At 45.3% G+C, this 19,303-nt stretch carries 17 protein-coding genes and 1 other annotated feature; of the genes, 14 read left to right on the forward strand and 3 right to left on the reverse strand.

The window, feature by feature from the left end; translation table 11 throughout:
* Nucleotides 1-6: 6 nt before the first annotated feature.
* The 11 genes from ACM1ND_RS10595 to ACM1ND_RS10645 all read left to right on the forward strand — a co-directional run bounded on the left by ACM1ND_RS10595 (nucleotide 7) and on the right by ACM1ND_RS10645 (nucleotide 10,376).
* Nucleotides 7-801: a TIGR00282 family metallophosphoesterase gene (locus ACM1ND_RS10595; RefSeq protein ID WP_418028025.1), complete on the forward strand. Its 795-nt coding sequence runs from the start codon at nucleotides 7-9 to the stop codon at nucleotides 799-801.
* A gap of 129 nt (nucleotides 802-930) precedes the next feature.
* Entirely contained in the window at nucleotides 931-1,191 is a 261-nt protein-coding gene (locus tag ACM1ND_RS10600; RefSeq protein ID WP_007430104.1) for a stage V sporulation protein S, read from the forward strand.
* Between the two features lie 122 nt (nucleotides 1,192-1,313).
* A complete protein-coding gene (locus ACM1ND_RS10605) occupies nucleotides 1,314-2,381 on the forward strand; it encodes a dipeptidase (protein ID WP_028542701.1) in 1,068 nt (355 codons plus the stop codon).
* A gap of 188 nt (nucleotides 2,382-2,569) precedes the next feature.
* Complete coding sequence (locus ACM1ND_RS10610) at nucleotides 2,570-3,658, forward strand: low temperature requirement protein A (RefSeq protein WP_028542700.1); 1,089 nt, start codon at nucleotides 2,570-2,572, stop codon at nucleotides 3,656-3,658.
* A gap of 142 nt (nucleotides 3,659-3,800) precedes the next feature.
* The gene (gene pduL / locus ACM1ND_RS10615; RefSeq protein WP_023988243.1) at nucleotides 3,801-4,373 is read left to right on the forward strand and encodes a phosphate propanoyltransferase; all 573 of its coding nucleotides are present in this window, start codon (nucleotides 3,801-3,803) and stop codon (nucleotides 4,371-4,373) included.
* A 298-nt stretch (nucleotides 4,374-4,671) separates the two neighbouring features.
* Nucleotides 4,672-6,225: a tRNA (N6-isopentenyl adenosine(37)-C2)-methylthiotransferase MiaB gene (gene miaB, locus ACM1ND_RS10620; RefSeq protein WP_023988244.1), complete on the forward strand. Its 1,554-nt coding sequence runs from the start codon at nucleotides 4,672-4,674 to the stop codon at nucleotides 6,223-6,225.
* Nucleotides 6,226-6,306: 81 nt separating this feature from the next.
* On the forward strand, nucleotides 6,307-6,759 hold the full coding sequence (locus ACM1ND_RS10625) for a RicAFT regulatory complex protein RicA family protein (RefSeq protein WP_023988245.1): 453 nt from the start codon (nucleotides 6,307-6,309) through the stop codon (nucleotides 6,757-6,759).
* 122 nt (nucleotides 6,760-6,881) lie between these two features.
* Complete coding sequence (locus tag ACM1ND_RS10630) at nucleotides 6,882-7,304, forward strand: PaaI family thioesterase (RefSeq protein WP_023988246.1); 423 nt, start codon at nucleotides 6,882-6,884, stop codon at nucleotides 7,302-7,304.
* 65 nt (nucleotides 7,305-7,369) lie between these two features.
* A complete protein-coding gene (locus ACM1ND_RS10635; RefSeq protein ID WP_023988247.1) occupies nucleotides 7,370-8,158 on the forward strand; it encodes an NUDIX domain-containing protein in 789 nt (262 codons plus the stop codon).
* Nucleotides 8,159-8,225: 67 nt separating this feature from the next.
* Nucleotides 8,226-8,792 carry a cysteine hydrolase family protein gene (locus tag ACM1ND_RS10640; RefSeq protein WP_023988248.1) on the forward strand — a complete coding sequence of 189 codons (567 nt, stop codon included), beginning with the start codon at nucleotides 8,226-8,228 and terminating at the stop codon, nucleotides 8,790-8,792.
* A 120-nt stretch (nucleotides 8,793-8,912) separates the two neighbouring features.
* Complete coding sequence (locus tag ACM1ND_RS10645; protein WP_028542698.1) at nucleotides 8,913-10,376, forward strand: nicotinate phosphoribosyltransferase; 1,464 nt, start codon at nucleotides 8,913-8,915, stop codon at nucleotides 10,374-10,376.
* Between the two features lie 66 nt (nucleotides 10,377-10,442).
* Here the strand turns inward: ACM1ND_RS10645 and ACM1ND_RS10650 are convergent, their stop codons facing one another.
* Nucleotides 10,443-10,958, reverse strand: a complete 516-nt coding sequence (locus ACM1ND_RS10650) for a MogA/MoaB family molybdenum cofactor biosynthesis protein (RefSeq protein ID WP_069080935.1) — start codon at nucleotides 10,956-10,958, stop codon at nucleotides 10,443-10,445.
* A 262-nt stretch (nucleotides 10,959-11,220) separates the two neighbouring features.
* On the opposite strand from ACM1ND_RS10650, the gene ACM1ND_RS10655 reads away from it, so the two are divergent.
* The 3 genes from ACM1ND_RS10655 to ACM1ND_RS10665 all read left to right on the forward strand — a co-directional run bounded on the left by ACM1ND_RS10655 (nucleotide 11,221) and on the right by ACM1ND_RS10665 (nucleotide 14,906).
* Nucleotides 11,221-11,550, forward strand: a complete 330-nt coding sequence (locus ACM1ND_RS10655) for a four-helix bundle copper-binding protein (RefSeq protein WP_023988251.1) — start codon at nucleotides 11,221-11,223, stop codon at nucleotides 11,548-11,550.
* Nucleotides 11,551-11,627: 77 nt separating this feature from the next.
* Nucleotides 11,628-11,886 (forward strand) — a binding site (T-box leader).
* A 59-nt stretch (nucleotides 11,887-11,945) separates the two neighbouring features.
* On the forward strand, nucleotides 11,946-13,673 hold the full coding sequence (gene argS / locus ACM1ND_RS10660) for an arginine--tRNA ligase (protein WP_053325274.1): 1,728 nt from the start codon (nucleotides 11,946-11,948) through the stop codon (nucleotides 13,671-13,673).
* A gap of 264 nt (nucleotides 13,674-13,937) precedes the next feature.
* On the forward strand, nucleotides 13,938-14,906 hold the full coding sequence (locus tag ACM1ND_RS10665; RefSeq protein ID WP_068940669.1) for an S-layer homology domain-containing protein: 969 nt from the start codon (nucleotides 13,938-13,940) through the stop codon (nucleotides 14,904-14,906).
* A 125-nt stretch (nucleotides 14,907-15,031) separates the two neighbouring features.
* On the opposite strand, the gene ACM1ND_RS10670 is transcribed toward ACM1ND_RS10665, so the two are convergent.
* Together ACM1ND_RS10670 and ACM1ND_RS10675 are read right to left on the reverse strand one after the other, a co-directional pair.
* Nucleotides 15,032-17,116, reverse strand: a complete 2,085-nt coding sequence (locus ACM1ND_RS10670) for an ABC transporter ATP-binding protein (RefSeq protein ID WP_068940671.1) — start codon at nucleotides 17,114-17,116, stop codon at nucleotides 15,032-15,034.
* Nucleotides 17,116-18,873, reverse strand: coding sequence for an ABC transporter ATP-binding protein (locus ACM1ND_RS10675; RefSeq protein ID WP_023988255.1), 1,758 nt, complete (start codon nucleotides 18,871-18,873; stop codon nucleotides 17,116-17,118). The genes ACM1ND_RS10670 and ACM1ND_RS10675 overlap by 1 nt, the downstream gene beginning before the upstream one ends.
* Nucleotides 18,874-19,303 lie beyond the last annotated feature (430 nt).

Raw genomic sequence — 19,303 nt, forward strand, 5'->3', positions numbered from 1 at the left:
CTTTCTATCAACGTATTATTTATTGGAGACATCGTCGGCAGTGTAGGCAGAAAGGCACTGAGGGAGAATCTCCCTTCGCTAAAATCAAAATACAACCCGCATGTTATTATTGTGAACGGAGAAAATGCGGCTTCGGGAAGAGGAATTACCCCAGCCATCGCCAGAGAGTTTTTTGATTGGGGCGTTCATGGGATTACGATGGGAAATCATACTTGGGATAATAAGGAAATATTTGATTTTATAGATGATGAGCCGCGGATCATCCGCCCGGCTAACTTTCCACCAGGAACACCAGGCCGGGGTCATACCGTTGTAAAAGGTGGAGGTAAGGAGCTGGCTATTGTTAATCTGCAAGGTAGAACTTTTTTGCCAGCTATTGACGATCCATTCCGTGCAGCAGATGAAATTGTCGATGAGCTGCGCAAAAAACATAAACATATCCTAGTTGATTTCCACGCCGAAGCAACCTCGGAAAAAATCGCTATGGGTTGGCATTTGGATGGACGTGCTTCAATCGTGGTAGGTACGCACACACATGTACAGAGCAATGACGATACGATTTTGCCACAAGGAACTGCGTATCAGACAGATGCGGGAATGGTAGGTCCTTATGAGGGAGTGCTTGGGATGCAGAAAGAGGCTGTGTTACAGAAATTCCAGACCCAGCTTCCAGTACGTTTTCAAGTGGACATGGGCAAATGGCATTTTCATGCCATCAGCGTAGAGCTGAATGATAACGATGGAAAAGCCCGCAAAATTCAGAAAATCAGACTCAAAGAAGATGAATGGCGGATGGATTAACCTTTTTGTGAGCTACTTAAGGAAAGAATAAGGAAAACTGTCACCAAAAAGCAGGAATTTTTTGCTGACCCTCGAATAACATCTAATAGTGGAATCAAACCATCATCATTCCCAGGGGAGGTACTTACTATGGATGTATTAAAAGTATCAGCAAAATCCAATCCCAATTCAGTTGCAGGCGCACTCGCAGGAGTACTGCGTGAACGCGGAAATGCAGAATTACAGGCGATTGGAGCGGGTGCACTAAACCAAGCCATTAAAGCGGTAGCCATTGCCCGGGGATTTGTCGCACCAAGCGGAGTGGATTTGATTTGTATTCCTGCTTTTACAGACATTGTTATTGATGGAGAAGATCGGACTGCGATCAAATTGATTGTAGAGCCAAGATAATAAATGTAAGTTGCCTGAGCCTGTTTACGATTTGTAAACGGGCTTTTTTGCTTTGTGAGTCTGTTACTATGATTTTTAAAATAAATTTGTGATGCTTCAATCTCTAAATGGAGGTAAGATGCATGAATGATAAGCTAAAAGTGAATTGGCCAGTTGTTGACTTTCATTGTGATGTGTTATGTAAAATGCAGCTCGATGCGCAGATCGATTTCAGTCATCCATCGCTTGATGTCACAAAAGAACGTTTGCTAGAAGGTAACGTGCGGTTGCAAACATTTGCTATATATATTTCTCAGGTATTGGGCACGCCAAGATTTGAGCATGTGATTCGTCAAATTGAGCTGTTCAGGCAGCATGTTACCTCTATCTCAGGTGGGTTGAGACCATTGCTGTGGAAGGAAGACTTGGTAATGTGTAAAAATACGTCCGCAGTGCATCAGGAGGAGCAAGTAAAGCAGGCAGGAAAAGAGAAGCGCATGGAAAAGATAACGTATGTGGATGGTAATGGGACGGATCATACATGGGCACCTTGGGCTTTGCTCTCACTGGAGGGGGTAGATGCGCTGGAAGGGAACCCGTTTTATGCAGAATTGTGCTATGCCATGGGAATACGATTGATTGGACTGACATGGAATTATGCGAACTGGGCAGCTGACGGCATTATGGAACATAGAGGTGGCGGGCTGAGTAGCAAGGGGCGCGATTTGGTCAATCGCTGTAATGACCTGGGACTGCTGCTAGATGTATCGCATTTGTCGGTACAGGGCTTCTGGGAGGTGCTAGAGGAGGCCACTCTACCGCCCATTGCTTCGCATTCGAATGCCTTTGCGAAGTGTGCTCATCCTCGAAATCTACGGGATGAACAGATTTGTGCACTGATCGCTCGTAACGGACGGATTGGTTTGACCTTCGTCACAATGTTTCTCAAAGAGCAGGGCATGGTAACTGCTGAGGATCTGCTACCACACATTGAGCATATTTGTTCATTAGGCGGCGAAAGGCATTTGATGTTTGGCTCTGATTTTGACGGTATCGAGCACCATGTGCAAGGGCTGGAGCATTCGGGGAAATATCCGATTTTTGCAGAACTGCTGCTGAAGCATTACCCTGAGGAGCTGGTCAAGGGATGGCTGGGAGGACATGCGCTGGAATACTTGCAAACGAATCTGCCTTCCAAAATTTCTTCTTAAATAGCTATTTATAGAGGGAATTTTTAGCTGCGAACACTCTTGACAAAGCGAGAAGGATTACGAAATAATTGGAGCATCTTAGAATTGCATGGTGCTAAAATAACATTTGCAGAAATACGGCAGACGTTGGAGCGAGACTGACGGGTCACCATGCTGCACCGCCATATCAGAGGGGGCTCCATTACATAATGTTGATAAAAAAGGTTACCTGGCTTGAGCTCTTTTATGACTTGTTGTTCGTAGCTGCTGTCTCCAAGGCCACTCATGTTTTGCTACATGTTGAGCATGGTAGTATCTCATGGGAACATATGGAAAAGTTTATTATGATTTTTATCCCAATATGGTGGGCTTGGGTGGGGCAAACGGTCTACAACAATCGTTTTGGGCAAGACAGTATAACACATCGAATTTTTATGATCCTGCAATTGTTTTTCGTGTTGATCATGACCGCCAGCCTGAATATAGATTTTGATGCGTATTATGTATCTTTTTTTGTTGGCTATATTGGGTTAAGAGGTTTGACTGTCGTTCAATATTTACTTTCGGCACCCAAAGAAACGGCTCATAAACAGGAAACAGCTCGTTTTTTCGGAATTTATTTTTGGATTGGAATAGTCATTTCTAGTTTCTCCCTCTTCTTTGATTCTTGGGTTCGATATTTGATTTTATATACAGGTATAGCTATTGATATCCTCGTTCCTTTGATTGGCCGTAAAAAGTTGGTGATCACACCTATCCATACGGAGCATCTTTTAGAACGCTTTGCACAGTTCACCTTAATTTTGCTTGGCGAATCTGTGATAAGTATGCTTTCTGTTTTACAATCCGATCATTTTACGGTTTCTTCTATTGTATTTGCTGCTTTGGCTTTTGTATTAGTCATCGCAATCTGGTGGCAATATTTTGAGAATATGGAGAAGCGCGTAGATAAATCAAAACAATCAGCAGGACAGACTATTATTTATGGTCATTTGTTTATTTATCTTTCCCTTAGCATGCTAGCTGCTTCGATTCAGCTCTTGTTTTTGGGACAAGTAGACTATATCTTTGTGCTTTGCTTTACCTTTGCTTCTGTTTTTATTTACTTTTTGTCGGTTTTGCTGGTATTTCATCAGTACAGATTAAGTCATCTGAAACCTCGTCTCAGAGTCATTTTTTTCTTAACTGGAATACTCTGTGTCCTGTTTATTCTTAATATATTTGTTGTCGTTCCCCCTCATCTCATCGTAGCTGAAATCATGCTTTTCTTTCTCTTGTTCGCTAAAACGACGGTTTGATCCGATTTCTATGGACGATATTTAACGCTGATTAGGGCGAAAAAGGGAACTTTATACGCTCTCCTTTTCTTTCTTGGCAAAATAGGAGTATAATAGCATGGATGTGTAAAGTATTGTATAGAGAAAAAGGAGTGACCACACGATGAGTAAAATCGTACCTGTCGGCGTTTCAGCCCGTCATATTCACCTGACTCAAGAGCATATTGAAATTTTGTTCGGAGCAGGCTATCAATTAACTGAATTTAAACCTTTGTCCCAAACAGGACAATTTGCCGCAAATGAAACGGTAGCTGTAATTGGTTCTAAGGGTCAATTTGATAAGGTTCGCATTTTGGGACCTGCTCGTCCCGCATCCCAATTGGAAATCTCTCGCACTGATTCCTTTGCTATTGGTGTAAAAGCACCTGTACGCGAATCTGGTAGCATTGATGGTACACCAGGAATCACGGTAAAAGGACCCGCTGGTGAAGTGGAACTGCAAGAAGGCGTGATTGTAGCAGCCCGCCATATTCATTTCCATACATCTGATGCAGCTAAATGGGACATTAAGGACAAGCAGTTGCTGAAAGTACGTGTCGGCGGCGAACGTGGCCTTGTATTTGAAAATGTTCTTGCACGTGTGTCCGATTCTTTTGCTTTGGATATGCACATTGATACAGATGAAGCGAACGGAGCCGGTGTGAAAAACGGTGACAACGCTGAAATCGTAGACTAATATACACGTATTTAAATGCCGGAAGGCTTAAAGAGTCCGATTCTTGCAAAAGAATCGGGCTTTTTACATACTATATAATTCACAAATACTTCACTAATGTACAAAAAGAACATGAGTTCACATTGCACTCAATGGTATCTGCGGCTGATCTATGGCGATGGCCTATAAATCATGCTATAATTTAGTGTAATGCCTTTTTTAAAGGTTTTTTAGAACTAAAATAAATTTACCAAGCCTAAAGATACAGTAAAATCACAAATTAGCTCGTGAAATAGATGGTGTAAGGAGTGACTAAGGAATGGAAAAGAAAACAAAAGATTACTCCAAATATTTTGATTTCTCGGATGCGAAGATTATTTCTGAAGATGAGCATAGCAAAAAGATCCGTATTCGCGGACGTGAAATCAACATTATGGCGGAGCCGAACCATAGAAAAGAAAAGCAACGCGGTAAAGAGGATGTACAGGTATTATATGATAACGCAGTCCCGGATGAGCTAAAGCATATCGGTGAGGGAAAGCATTATATCGTATACACATTCGGTTGCCAAATGAACGAGCATGATTCCGAAACCATAAAAGGCTTGCTGGAGCAAATGGGCTACCAGGCAACCGAGGATCGGAAGGAAGCAGACATCATTTTACTGAACACTTGTGCTATCCGTGAAAATGCGGAGGATAAAGTGTTTGGCGAGCTGGGTCACCTCAAGCATCTCAAAACAGAAAAGCCAGGACTGCTGCTCGGCGTGTGTGGCTGCATGTCACAAGAAGAGAATGTCGTTAACCGGATTATGCAAAAACACGGTTTTGTCGATATGATTTTTGGTACCCACAATATTCATCGTCTGCCTCAGCTCGTCAAGGAAGCACTCTTTAGCAAAGAAATGGTGGTCGAAGTGTGGTCTAAGGAAGGCGACATTATCGAAAACCTGCCGAAGAAGCGCGAGGGTATGCGGGCTTGGGTGAACATTATGTACGGTTGTGATAAATTTTGCACCTATTGCATTGTTCCCTTTACACGTGGTAAGGAAAGAAGCCGCCGTCCAGAGGATGTTATCGCTGAAGTACGGGATTTGGCACGTCAAGGCTTTAAAGAAATCACCTTACTGGGGCAAAATGTTAACGCTTATGGCAAGGATTTGAAAGATTTGAATTACAGATTCGGGGATCTGATGGATGATATGCGCAAAATTAATATCCCGCGTGTACGTTTTACGACATCACATCCACGTGATTTTGATGACCATTTGGTTGAAGTGCTTGGTAAGGGTGGCAATTTGGTGGAGCATATCCATCTGCCTGTTCAATCCGGTAATACGGATATATTGAAGAAAATGAACCGAAAATATACCCGTGAGCGTGTTCTGGAACTGGCTGCGAAGATTAAAACAGCTGTTCCGCATGTTTCTCTGACAACAGATATCATCGTAGGTTTCCCGGGCGAAACAGACGAGCAGTTTGAAGATACTCTATCTTTGGTGCGCGAGGTCGGCTATGACTTTGCCTACACATTTATTTATTCACCACGTGAAGGTACGCCAGCTGCTTCGATGGAAGATAATGTGCCTATGTCGGTTAAAAAAGAGCGTCTCCGGCGTCTGAACATTGCTGTGAACCAAAACAGCCTTCGCTTTAATAGTCGATTGCGTGGCGAAGTGGTTGAAGTGCTGGTGGAAGGCGAGAGCAAAAATGACAGCAAAGTGCTTGCCGGTCGGACCCGTTCCAATAAGCTTGTACATTTTGAGGGTTCTAAGGACCTGATTGGTTCCTTTGTTCAAGTGAAAATTACGGAACCTATGACCTTTTACATCAAAGGTGATCTGGTTGAAACGGCTGTAGCAGTTAACGGATAAAAGAATATTCTAGCGGGTTGCATGCGGTCTGAGTAAAGGGCTGTGTGCAAGCCGTCTAAGTGAGAAAAGGAGCGATGGACAATGACAGAGGAGCGGTTGCAACAAACAGAACTTCAATCGGCGGCGCGCCAGCATGATCATTTGGTCAATCGCGAAATGATATTGGCAAAAGCCAAAGAATTGGCAGGTATTTTGGGTAGCAGTGAGGAAGTACAGGTATTCCGAAAAGCAGAAGAAAAGATTCAGGATCATGGGCGCATCCAGCAACTGATTGCAACGATGAAAAAGAAGCAAAAGGAAATTGTAGCATTTGAATCCTTGAAGAATCAAAAAATGATTGCCAAAATAGAGGCCGAACTTCAGGAGCTACAGGAAGAGCTTGACGGTATTCCAATTGTAACGGAGTTTCAGCAGAGTCAGGTGGAAATTAATGAGCTACTGCAAATGGTGATTATGGCGATCCGTGATACCGTTGCTGAGAAGGTAAACGTAGAAGAGGGAAAAAGCACTTCCTCGTCGAATTGCAGTGATTAGAATGAAATCTATGGTGTGGAGGCGTAGCTTCCACGCCTTTTTTTCGAAAGCATTTTGCCAACGTATATGGTTATAGGACTTCAAGAGAAATGGGACAACATAGAAGGGATGGAAGCAAGGGAATGGATAAGTTGGGTAAGATGCTAGAGGGAGAGAATAATACTTTTTGGGAGTATTTAGGGTGTGAACTGATTGCAGCTGATGCAAACGAGGTACAGATCGCTTTGGAGGCCAAACAAGAGCATACCAATGTGATGGGTATTGTCCATGGGGGTGTACTTACTTCATTGATGGATCAGGCGATGGGGATGGTCAGTATGGCTTCACGAAATATGGATCCATGTGTAACGACGAACCTGAATGTTCATTTCTTGTCACCCATGAGGCAAGGACGACTGGAGGTTAGGGCGCGAATTCTTCATCAAGGAGGTCGCACGATAACCACTGAGGCGGAAGTAAGAGATAGTGAAGGCACACTCGGTTCTACATCTACAGCAACCTTCCGAGTATTACGTACACAAGCAAGTGATTCAGGCAAGGCCTGACACTTGACAAAAAAAATTAGTATGTCATAATGAATTTATCAAAACGATATAATATGGTGATGCCAATGGATAGCAATCGTATAAACGAAGAGGCGCAAAAGGCGTCGTACAACATTAAGAAATACCGTACCCCGGATGGAGCTCCGGCGGATATCGTTATGTTTACCTTAACGAAGCGGGAGCGCAAGACGGTAACAAAGACATTGCCGATTCGTGAGCTGAAAGTGATGCTCATCAAGCGCCGCAGTTGGCCTTTTGCAGGACGCTGGGCGTTGCCTGGAGGGTTTTGTCAGGAAGATGAATCCATGTATGGAGCTGCCAAGCGGGAGCTGTTAGAGGAAACGGGTGTGGACGGCGGGCATCTGGAGTATTTGGGTGTATATAGTGGACCGGGACGTGATCCGCGCGGGTGGATCATATCGCATGCGTTTTTTGCGCTAGTAGAAGAATGGATGTTGGAACAGCGTCAGGCGGCCGATGATGCTTCCGAGGTTGGGCTATTCACGATCCGCGAAGCGTTGGAGGAATTGGAGCTTGCATTCGATCACCGGGATATCATTGTAGATGCTTATCGCAAAATTCAGTTGCAGATGCTTCAGACGACGATAGCCAAGCAGTTTTTACCGCTACATTTTACACTGGGTGAATTATATCAGGTGATTCAGAGTGTCGTACCGGATTTCGAAGAGCCAAACTTTATTCGCAAAATAACATCGACTCGTAGCAGGCAGGGAATACTGGAAGAGGTGCGTGATGAGAATGGCAAACCGCTCAGTTCCAACCAGTATTCACAAAGACCGGCACAGTTGTACCGTTTTAGTGACAGAGTACCGCGTTTATCTATCTACACGTAACGCCTAATGTAATAGGTTACGCATAGAACGTACAATATCACTTTGAGGATAAGGAGCTGACCGTACGATGCAGGCACTAATTGTTATTGATTACACGAAAGATTTTGTGGACGGTAGTTTGCCTGTAGGACAACCTGCGATTGAGTTGGATGAACGGATCGCAGCAATTACGCAGGCATATGTGGATCAAGGGGACTTTGTTGTCATGGCTGTGGATTTGCATGAGGAGAACGACCTTTATCATCCGGAGAGCAAGCTGTTTCCTCCACATAATATACGTGGAACCAACGGACGACATTTGTATGGCAAGCTTCGTAGCCTTTATGAGCAACAAAGTGATCTTATCTACTGGTTGGATAAAACACGGTACAGTGCTTTTGCGGGCACAGATCTGGAGCTCAGGCTGCGTGAACGTGGTGTTCTGGAAGTTCATCTAATTGGTGTGTGTACAGATATATGTGTGCTGCATACGGCTGTAGATGCTTATAACAAAGGTTTTGCTATTACTGTATACAAGGACGCTGTGGCGAGCTTTAATCAAGCTGGACATGATTGGGCTTTGGGTCATTTTGAGGGAAGTCTTGGAGCTGCGGTACGGTCGGCTGAGGATACGGTTTTACGTCAGAAGAAGTAAAATAACTTAACGATTGTGCACCAATGTCCGATAACAAAATGGAGCCGGATATTGCTGAATCTGGGCAGATGAGGCGGTACGCTGCCACAAACCTGGGGACAGTCAGAGAGGATGATTACGATGCAGTCAACGAGCCTCGCATTACATACAGATAAATATCAGATTAATATGATGTACGCCCATTGGGTGAACGGAAGTCATCAGCGTAAAGCTGTGTTCGAGGCGTATTTCCGTAAACTCCCTTTTGGTAATGGATACGCCGTGTTCGCTGGTCTGGAACGCATTGTGAATTATATTGCAAATTTGCGGTTTACAGAAGAGGACATTCGCTATCTGTCTGAACAGGAGGAGAATTACGATCCCATGTTCATGGAGGCGCTGCGCCAGTTTAAGTTTGGTGGAACAGTCCATTCGATGAAAGAAGGGGCACTTGTTTTTCCAAACGAGCCTCTGGTACGTGTCGAAGGAACGATTATGGAAACGCAGCTTGTCGAGACGGCATTACTGAATTTTATGAACTATCAGACACTCATTGCGACAAAGGCATCGCGCATCAAGCAGGTGGCAAGTGACGATACACTGCTCGAATTTGGAACACGGCGTGCGCAGGAAGCAGATGCGGCGATTTGGGGAGCACGAGCAGCTTATGTGGCAGGTTTTGACGCGACTTCTAATATGCTGGCAGGCGAGCACTTTGGAATCCCGACGAAGGGAACACATGCCCATTCATGGGTGCAGACCTTTATGACGGAGCAGGAGGCGTTTGACGTGTATGCGAAGGTTTTACCAGACCAGGTTACACTGTTGGTAGACACCTTTGACACGCTGGAAAGTGGTGTTCCTCATGCGATTCGGACAGCAAAAATGCTGGAGAGTCAGGGCAAGCGTATGAATGCAATCCGTCTGGATAGCGGTGACTTGGCTTATCTATCCATTCAGGCGCGGGAAATGCTCGATGCTGAAGGCTTAGATTACGTACAAATCGTAGCTTCCAATGATTTGGACGAAAATACGATTTTTAACCTGAAAGCCCAAGGGGCACGTATTGATGTATGGGGTGTAGGAACACAGCTTATTACGGCTTCAGATCAACCTTCGCTTGGCGGGGTGTACAAGCTGGTTGAGCGTGAAGTGGATGGCGAAATGTTGCCGACGATTAAGATCTCGGGTAACCCAGAAAAAGTATCCACACCAGGCAAGAAGGATGTATATCGCATTGTGGATAAGAAAAAAGGGAGAGCTGTGGCCGATTATATTTCTTTCCCGGATGAAGAGCGTCCGCGTAATGGTAAGCGCCTGAAGCTGTTTAACCCTTTGCATCCGTATATGAAGAAGTATGTAGAAAATTATGAAGCCGTACCAATGCTTGAGCCTATTTTTATAAATGGACAGAAGGTATATGAGCTTCCTGAGCTGGATGAAATTCGTGCCTACCATACTTCACAGTTGAAACTGTTTTGGCCAGAATATTTGCGGAAGCTGAACCCTGAAATTTATCGTGTAAATCTGAGCGAGAAGGTATGGGAGCTGAAGCAAAAGCTGATCGATAGCTATATGCAGCCCGAAGTTGAAGAAAAAGAATAGTTGGAAGAGGCACCTCATGAATGTATGGGGTGCCTTTTTGTGTCGCGGCATGTAGGAAATAGGAGCTTATTTATAAATTTCTCTCATCACATGTCGTAGCTCAGGGACAATAATGCGTTCCATTGCCAAACGAACGGCTCCGCGTGAGCCAGGCATAGAAAATACAGCTGTCTGGCCCACAGTGCCAGCTACAGCCCGGCTTAATATAGCTGCTGAACCAATGTCCTCAGCAAAGCTTAAATAACGGAAGATTTCTCCAAAGCCAGGTAGTTCCTTATCCAGTAGAGAGGAGACGGCTTCATATGTAGTATCACGTGGAGAAATACCAGTGCCGCCTGTCAAAAGTACAGCCTCGATTTCATTCTGTGCCGCTGCTTCGGATACTAACTGCTGAATACCTTCGTAGTCGTCCTTGACAATGACATATCGAACAACCTTATATCCATTGGTTTCTAGTAGATCCATGAGCAGTCGTCCCCCAGTATCTGTTTCCACGGTGCGGGTGTCCGAGACAGTCACGACCATGCAATTAACCTGTTGCGGGGATTCCTGTCGATGCTCCTCTACAGAAGACATATTCATTGAAATGCTCACTCCTTGATCGGTGGTTAGACATACACTTTTTACAATAGAGCAATGACTGAGTGTATGCAAGTCAGAAACAGGGGCTAAAAATCCATGTGATTAATATCCTTGCACTTGCACACTGGAATATAGTACACTTCCTTACATAAGTCGGGATTACTTTGTTTTTATTTTATTGAAAGCGCGCACATCAAATGATTAATCTCAAGGGTCAGCGGGTAATAGTACAGCAGGGTCAACAACTGGGAGGTAATGTAATATGAATCATTCATACCAACAATGCGTGGATGCTTGCCTGGAATGTATGAACGCTTGCAATGTATGTTACGTAGCGAGTTTGAAGGAATATGATTTAGCTATGCTGCGTGAATGTATTCGAGTGAGTAGGGAATGTGCAGAAATATGCGGATTTGCTGCTCAAATGCTGCAGCGTGGAACGGATTTTGCCGAGCAAATCTGTGAGCTGTGCGCCAAGGCCTGTGAGGTATGTGCTGCTGAATGCAGCAAGCATTCCCATGATCACTGCAAGCATTGTGCAGAAGCCTGCCGTCGTTGCGTTCAGGCGTGCCGCCAGTTGGTGGCAGTGTAATTACATATATGGAACTAGTGCCTGAAGAGGAAATAATAGGTTGCTTTCTACTGAATAGGTTTGTATAATGATTGGAATTAACGTCATGGAACGGGAGAGTAGCAGCGGAGCCGTATCATTACAGCGAGCCGGAAGAGGTGTAAGCCGGTATGAGGTCCGATGTGAAGCGCACCCGGGAGACGGTTGATCCAACGAGCAGAATTTCTAGTAGATCAGCCCGGCAGACACCGTTATTAGTCATTGGAGTGAAATCGCGATTTGTGTAAGTTAGCTTTAGCTGCACAACCGATTTACGAAGAGTGGTACCGCGGGGATATTGAAGTTCTCGTCTCTTGAATTATTTCAAGAGGCGGGGGCTTTTTTTGTTAGATTCTATAAAAAGAAGGAGAGAGATCATGTTGATGAGGATTGCTGCTCAAGCGATATTGGCCCATACGGGCTTGGAGGAGAAAGAAATTTTATCTTTATTTGAGGTGCCTCCGCAGCCTGAATGGGGAGATGTGGCGTTTCCCTGTTTTGTGCTGGCCAAAAAGTTTCGAAAGTCTCCACAGCACATTGCACTGGAATTGGCGGAGCTAGTGAATCATGAAGAAGGTTTAACTGCTTCAGCATCGGGTGCCTATGTAAATATAACATTGGATCGATCTGTTCATATTCCACTTATGCTTGCTGAATTGAGCAAGGCCGATTTCCTCAGGCCCAATATCGGGCACGGACAGCGGGTAGTTATTGATATGTCCTCGCCCAATATTGCCAAACCGTTTGGTATCGGTCATCTTCGCTCTACTGTTATCGGTGCTGCCTTGTATCGTATTCTTGGTGAAACCGGATATGTTCCAATTAGTGTGAATCATCTTGGGGATTGGGGAACACAGTTTGGCAAGCAAATTGCGGCCTATAAAAGATGGGGAAATGAGGAGCAGCTACAACATGATCCGATTGGTGAATCGCTGAAGCTATATGTTCGTTTTCATCAGGAGGCCGAGCATAATCCGACTTTGGAGGATGAAGGCCGCGAGTGGTTCCGACGTTTGGAGCATGGGGATGCTGAGGCTCAACAACTATGGGAGTTTTTTGTTGAAGTTAGTCTGGGTGAATTTGATCGTATGTACCAGCGTCTGAACATTACATTTGACCATGTGCTGGGAGAAAGTTTTTACAATGATAAGATGCAGGCAGTTGTTGCTCAATTAAGAGCAAAAGGATTGCTGGAGGAAAGTGATGGTGCGCTCGTGGTTCGTCTGGAAGACGAGGAACTGCCTCCGTGTCTTATTCTAAAAAAGGATGGGACCACCATTTATCCGACACGTGATCTGGCAACAGCGATTTATCGTCATGAAGTGATGAAGGCTGATCGGTTGCTGTACGTCGTTGGTGGAGAACAGAAGTTGCATTTTCAGCAGGTGTTTGCGGTGCTGAAGCATGCAGGGGAGGCTTGGGCGGAGCAATGTGAGCATGTGCCGTTTGGATTAATGCGGTTTGCGGGTAAGAAAATGTCCACAAGACGCGGAAAAGTTGTCAAACTGGAGGAGGTGCTGGATGAAGCTATAGCGCGTGCTCAAGCCATCATTACTCAGAAGAACCCCGATTTGCAGGAACAACAGGCAGTAGCTGAGGACGTTGGTATCGGGGCGATTATTTTTGGTGATTTAAAAAACAACCGGCTGAATGAAGTGGATTTTTCGTTGGAGGAGGCGCTGACCTTTGAAGGCGAGACCGGGCCTTATGTGCAGTATACTCATGCGCGCATTCGCAGCCTTCTGGAGAAAGCTCACGCTCGCGTCGATGTTGATAATACCAATTCTAGCGACAACGCCCTTGTCCAAGATAGCCATTCTCGTGATTTGAATGACGTATCGGATGGAATGTTGGGTGACACAGGTTGGGCGCTGCTTAAGCAGTTGGATCGCTATCACGGACAACTGATACGTGCGGTTCGCCAACTGGAGCCTTCGGTAATTGCGAGATTTGCATTGGATACGGCCCAGGCGTTTAACCGTTTTTACGCCAAGGAAAGGATTGTCGATGGTGGACAGTGGCGTATTCAGTTGGCGGAACAAACTGCCGATATTCTGGCATGCGCGCTGCAACTTCTTGGTCTGAAAGCACCGAATCGGATGTAAGCAAAGCGAACAAAGGGGAGCGAGTTTTTGCTGGCGGGATGACTGCTACCCAGACCTGGATATTCCAAAGGAATACTGTAAAAAAATAAATCGGTTACAGGCACTTTTGGGTATGTATAAAGATTGTGAGCAGAAAAGAGTTAGACGGGTACACTAAACGCAGGTATTCCACTGTTTTGCAACCAATTTGTGCATATTTGAAACATTTGATGCTTTTATTGCGTCGGTAAGTGTAGAAGCAAAGTAAACATGGAGGTGTATCTCATGAAAAAGAACAAAAGCGTGACAGCTGCCCTGCTTGTCATCTGCTCATTGGCAGTAGCTACGTCGGCCTCTGCTTTTCGTGATATAAAGGGAACTGAACAGGAGAAGATCGTAAACTCACTTCAGGACAAAGGAATTATTCAAGGAATAACCAAGGATAAATTTGCACCGGATCAAACGCTCACGTATGCACAAGGAGTACACTTGGTTGTTCGTGCAATGGATCTTCAGGTAATGCCTGATTTCACAACGGGTTCCTTTGCAAACATTCCGGCTTCTGCATGGTATGCCCAGTCCTATCGGATTGCAGCCCAACACCAAATCCCTTTGTCACCAGATATTGATCCAAGCACCCGTATGACAAGAGAACAATTTGCGAATATTCTGTATAAAGCAGTGAGTGCAACGGGTGAATATCCAACTGTCCGTATGTTAATTAATGTAGCGGATGGCAAAAAACTAGACCAGGAATCAAATGCAGCCGTTCAATTCCTGCTATTGACCAAAATTGCAAAATTGGACGAACAGAGCAACTTTAACCCGGATCGTAAAGTAACGCGGATGGAGGCAGCAGAAATGGTCTATAACGCATCCGAATTTGTACAAAGTCATAAAACGGTTGAAGCTACTCCTGAAAATCCGGCTGAGCCTGTAGATCCGGTTCAACAAAATAACATTAGTATGAGTATAGAGAAGGCAAATGACGAGCAGAACAAAGTGACAATCACCCGTCTGCAGGCACCTAATCCAGGTTACGGCATTGAAGTGGATCACATCGACTACGTAGATGATACGAATGCAGTAATTTACTACAAGCTGACTAGTCCAAAGCCAGGGGAAATGAATATTCAGGTCATTACGGATACCCACACAAGCACATTGGTAGACAGCAAGTATAAGGTTACGCTTAAAGCAGTAGATGGAACAGTGCTTCCGCCCACAGGAACAGGCACGTCTGTAGCTAAATAAAATTACGAGCCCTATGTTATAGATATAAATAAAACCAGCGAGCCTCCAATTTGTAGGGGAGACTTGCTGGTTTTTTTCATACCAAATGTTAATCGTTAGCCCTAAGCAATAGGGCTATTCAAGCTTTAAATGCTGACTTTGCCTGCAAGCAGGTCATCTTGCGCAGAAGGCGTAGCAGAGGATGAAGCCGAATCTGTTGCAACTGTTCCCGACTGGAGCTGATACATTTGGAAGTAACGACCGCCTTGAGTCATAAGTTCGTCATGGCTACCCCGTTCAACAATTTCACCCCGATGAAGTACCAAAATTTGGTCCGCACTGCGAATGGTGGACAAACGGTGAGCAATGATAAAGGTCGTACGTCCCTTCTTGAGTACCTCAAGAGCGGATTGGATGAGCGCTTCCGTTTCGGTGTCAATATTGGCAGTAGCTTCATCCAGAATTAAAATTGCGGGATCAAAGGCTAGTGCACGAGCGAAGGAAATTAGCTGGCGTTGCCCGGCTGATAAAGTGCTACCTTTTTCAATAACAGGCTCATCGAATCCTTGCGGCAAATGGGCCAGCAATTTGTCGGCTCCAACGTCATGCAGCGCTTTATTCACCTGTTCTCTCGTGATTCGGCTGTCTTCGAGACTGACATTAGAGGCTACCGTACCTGTAAACAAATATGGATCTTGAAGAACAATACCCATATGATGGCGAAGCCATTGCTTAGGGATGTCTTTGACAGATGTTCCGTCAATGGTGATCGTTCCTTTTTGCGGATCATAGAACCGGAATAGCAGGTTAATAATCGAACTTTTGCCTGATCCGGTATGTCCGACAAGGGCAACTGTTTGCCCGGGCTGTGCAGTAAAGGAAATATGTTTAAGTACATCATCCTTTTTGTAGGCAAAGGAAACGTCGTTAAACTCTACCTGGCCTTTGTAGCGCGGCATCGTGCCGTCCGTCACCGGCTCTCCAGTTTCGTCCATCAACTCAAATACGCGTCCTGAGGATACGATGGAAGTATCCAGTACGGCGAGTTGGTTGACCATACCCGTCATAGGTTGGAACAGTCGACCCAGCACATCGACGAAGGCATACAATACGCCTAGTGAAACAGCACTACCTGTAGTTCCGAGCGCCTCAGATCCGAAATACCACAACACGACGGCAAAGGCGAGATTTCTCAACACGTTGACTAAATTGTGCGAAGTGAAGGCGTTCAAATTCAGCATTTTATTCTGATGCTTCATATAATCATCATTCAGTTCTTCAAACTCTTGCTGCGTTTGTTTCTGGTGGCGGAATACGCGAATGATGGACATCCCTTGAATCGATTCATTGATAATCGCATTAATTTCACTGAGTCTGGACCGAATGATCGTATTATAGCGGGTGGCGACCTTGCGATACAATACAATCCACAAGATCAGTAACGGTACTATAAACAGAGAGATAAGACCCAGTCTGAAGTCCAGCAAAAAGAGTGCAACATATACTCCTGCCATCGTCACAATCCCTGAAGTGAAATTTGAGAGCACAGCCACAAACAAATCTTTGACTGCCTCAGTGTCATTCGTAACACGGGATACGACTTTGCCTGCGGGCAAGTTATCAAAAAAGTAAACTGGCAACCGCTGGATGTGCGCGTAGAGATCAAGCCGAAGCTTTTGAATGACCTTGTTCGCCGAGGATTGCAGCCAGTATGTTTTGCCGAATTCAGCAAAAATGGAAATAACCAGGAAGAAGCAATACCAGCCAATCAGCTGAAAGATACCGGGCATTTCCGGTTTGTAAAAGCTATACAGTTCATCAGCTGTCAGAGCCTTAGCTTCATAGCGAAAGGTGTCGGAGCCGCGTGTCACAGTCAGCGTTCCGTTCGTAAAGGAGCGGTTACCGTCAGCCACTTTAACCGAGCCATCGATAAATACGAAAGATTTCCCAACTTGTAAAATCCTCGCTTCGCGACCTTTGGTCTCCCCGGACTCAAAGCGATCTTCACGCTTAAAGTGGGTTCCAGCATAGCTTACAGTTCCGTCCACACTAGTTGTTTCATAAAATGGTTTTTCAATAGCGAGCATATGGTCGTCAATCATCGTTTTGGCGATGAAGGGACCAGCGAGCTCGGCGGCTACTCCGATAGCCAAAGCGATGAGAGCGGCAATAAAGCCTGCTTTGCTCGTCAGCGCGTACTGGAATAGCCTTTTGCCGATATTAGGTTTCATTAGGATACCTCCCCTGAGGTCAGATCAGATTCCACTTGTTGCCGTTCATACTGTTGTCGGTACCATCCGTCAGCCTGAAGCAGCTCGCTGTGGGTCCCTTCCTCAATAATGCGTCCTTGCTCCAGCACGACGATCCGGTCTGCATGTTCTACAGCAGAGAGGCGGTGGGTGGAGATCAAGGTTGTTTTACCCGAGCGCTTACGTCGGATATTGTCAATAATCCTTGCTTCCGTCCGGGCATCTACTGCAGATAGTGCATCGTCGAGCAATAGAATATCCGGATCACCGATAAAGGCGCGTGCCAGCGAAACACGCTGCTTCTGGCCGCCGGACAGGGCGATACCTTTTTCTCCGACCAGTGTATCCAGCCCATCAGACAAGGTACCTAAATCCTGGTCGAAGGCAGCTGTACGGATAGCTTCCATAATGTCGTCATCATCTGCACGAGGTTTCCCGAACTGAATGTTCTCGCGCACCGATTTAGAAAACAAAATTTGCTCTTGCGGCACGTAGCCGATCCAGCTGTGTAGTTGTTCTACTGCAATGTCCTCCAAACGTATGCCGGAGATTAAAATATCACCGCTACCCGTCGGATATTCATGCAGTAGCTGTTTGAGCAGAGTGGATTTCCCGCTGCCGGTTCTACCAACGACGCCTAGCGTTTCTCCGCGTTTGAGCTCCAGACTCACATGTGACAGATTGTCAATAGTAGAAGTAGGGTAACGGAAGGTAACGTCTTTCATCCTGATGGATTCGAGGCGGTCCACTGGAACAGGTTGAGCTGCATCCTGAACGTCTGGCTGGACATCGAGAGTTTCATTGACCCGGTCCAGGGAAGCGCTACCGCGCTGCATAATGTTAATCAGCTCTCCAATGGCAAACATCGGCCAAATCATCATTCCTAGATACATATTAAAGGAGACCAATTCGCCTAGCGTGATATCGTTATGAAATACCAGATAAATACCATAACCGAGTCCAATGACATAGCTAAGTCCTACACATAAACGAATCGTTGGTTCAAAGAGAGCATCCATCCGAGCGACAGCCAGATTTTTACGAAATACATCGTCGGTAATATCAGCAAAACGTTTTTCGTCCATTCGCTCTTGCACATAGGCGCGAATGACTCGGATGCCTGCTACGGATTCCAACACCTGATCGTTCATATCACCAAATGCATCTTGTGCCAGTGTGTAACGCTCGTGAACGGCTTTACCGTAAATGCTCATAGCCAGTGCAATAAAAGGTAGGGGCAGGATAGCTGCCAGTGTCAACTTCCAACTGATTAGGGTACCCATGGCAACTAATACAACGCTCAGATAGACCGTAGAGTCTGTCAGTGTCAGCATGCCGAAGCCCGCTGTACTTGCTACGGAGCGAAGGTCGTTCGTAGCACGAGCCATCAGATCACCAGTACGATTACGTTCAAAAAATGGAGGGGTCATCCGCAGTAGATGATTCATAAAGCGTGTGCGCAGTAAGCGCTCCACCAGATTGGCACCACCAAACAGCTTGTGCATCCATATGTACGTAATGTAGTAGATGACGGCTAGAATGCCTATGATGTACAAAATATAACGCCAAAGTGAGGACCAGGAAATCGAACCGCGCACAATCTCATCAATGGCACTACCTAGTAGCCGAGGTGGAGCAAGCTCCAGCACACCAACGGCTATCAGCAAAAACAATCCAATGGAGTATCGGCTTCGTTCTCTTTTAAAAAACCAGCTTAAATTTTTAAGTACCGAAAACAAGAGGAATCCCATCCTTTCATGACAAGTTCTTTCGAGAGTTGTGTACCATTTTGAAGAAACAACAGCGACTTGCTACCACAAATATGATCCGGCAACAGGCGCAAAAAAGGCATACCGTCCGCAGACGATATGCCCTAAATCTCAATATCATATGGCGCGCAGGTATTTTCAGCACACTCACCACTGAAAAACTGCTCAAACGCAGGCAGCCACTCGTATTAAACCATACAACGTGAATGGCCCAATTCTGAAGGATGCGACAGGGGAGATGCTCCGGTATGAAGTTGTTGTGTTTGTAGATGTGGGTAAAATGCAATAGGAAATTTTAGCACCGGTAACACTCCTTTCTTCCTCAAAATGGGTTCATTCTAACATGAGTAATCGTTCAAATTGGTAATAAATTTCAAAATGGATCTCGTATGGTTGAATC

Source organism: Paenibacillus sp. JJ1722 (assembly GCF_048282685.1).
Classification (GTDB): Bacteria; Bacillota; Bacilli; order Paenibacillales; family Paenibacillaceae; genus Paenibacillus; species Paenibacillus polymyxa_B.

Excerpts from the sequence above, each read along its gene's own strand:
- ACM1ND_RS10600 (WP_007430104.1), top strand. The coding sequence starts at position 931 with ATGGATGTATTAAAAGTATCAGCAAAATCCAATCCCAATTCAGTTGCA.
- ACM1ND_RS10605 (WP_028542701.1), top strand. The coding sequence starts at position 1,314 with ATGAATGATAAGCTAAAAGTGAATTGGCCAGTTGTTGACTTTCATTGT.
- ACM1ND_RS10610 (WP_028542700.1), top strand. The coding sequence starts at position 2,570 with ATGTTGATAAAAAAGGTTACCTGGCTTGAGCTCTTTTATGACTTGTTG.
- pduL (WP_023988243.1), top strand. The coding sequence starts at position 3,801 with ATGAGTAAAATCGTACCTGTCGGCGTTTCAGCCCGTCATATTCACCTG.
- miaB (WP_023988244.1), top strand. The coding sequence starts at position 4,672 with ATGGAAAAGAAAACAAAAGATTACTCCAAATATTTTGATTTCTCGGAT.
- ACM1ND_RS10625 (WP_023988245.1), top strand. The coding sequence starts at position 6,307 with ATGACAGAGGAGCGGTTGCAACAAACAGAACTTCAATCGGCGGCGCGC.
- ACM1ND_RS10630 (WP_023988246.1), top strand. The coding sequence starts at position 6,882 with ATGGATAAGTTGGGTAAGATGCTAGAGGGAGAGAATAATACTTTTTGG.
- ACM1ND_RS10635 (WP_023988247.1), top strand. The coding sequence starts at position 7,370 with ATGGATAGCAATCGTATAAACGAAGAGGCGCAAAAGGCGTCGTACAAC.
- ACM1ND_RS10640 (WP_023988248.1), top strand. The coding sequence starts at position 8,226 with ATGCAGGCACTAATTGTTATTGATTACACGAAAGATTTTGTGGACGGT.
- ACM1ND_RS10645 (WP_028542698.1), top strand. The coding sequence starts at position 8,913 with ATGCAGTCAACGAGCCTCGCATTACATACAGATAAATATCAGATTAAT.
- ACM1ND_RS10650 (WP_069080935.1), bottom strand. The coding sequence starts at position 10,958 with ATGAATATGTCTTCTGTAGAGGAGCATCGACAGGAATCCCCGCAACAG.
- ACM1ND_RS10655 (WP_023988251.1), top strand. The coding sequence starts at position 11,221 with ATGAATCATTCATACCAACAATGCGTGGATGCTTGCCTGGAATGTATG.
- argS (WP_053325274.1), top strand. The coding sequence starts at position 11,946 with ATGTTGATGAGGATTGCTGCTCAAGCGATATTGGCCCATACGGGCTTG.
- ACM1ND_RS10665 (WP_068940669.1), top strand. The coding sequence starts at position 13,938 with ATGAAAAAGAACAAAAGCGTGACAGCTGCCCTGCTTGTCATCTGCTCA.
- ACM1ND_RS10670 (WP_068940671.1), bottom strand. The coding sequence starts at position 17,116 with ATGAAACCTAATATCGGCAAAAGGCTATTCCAGTACGCGCTGACGAGC.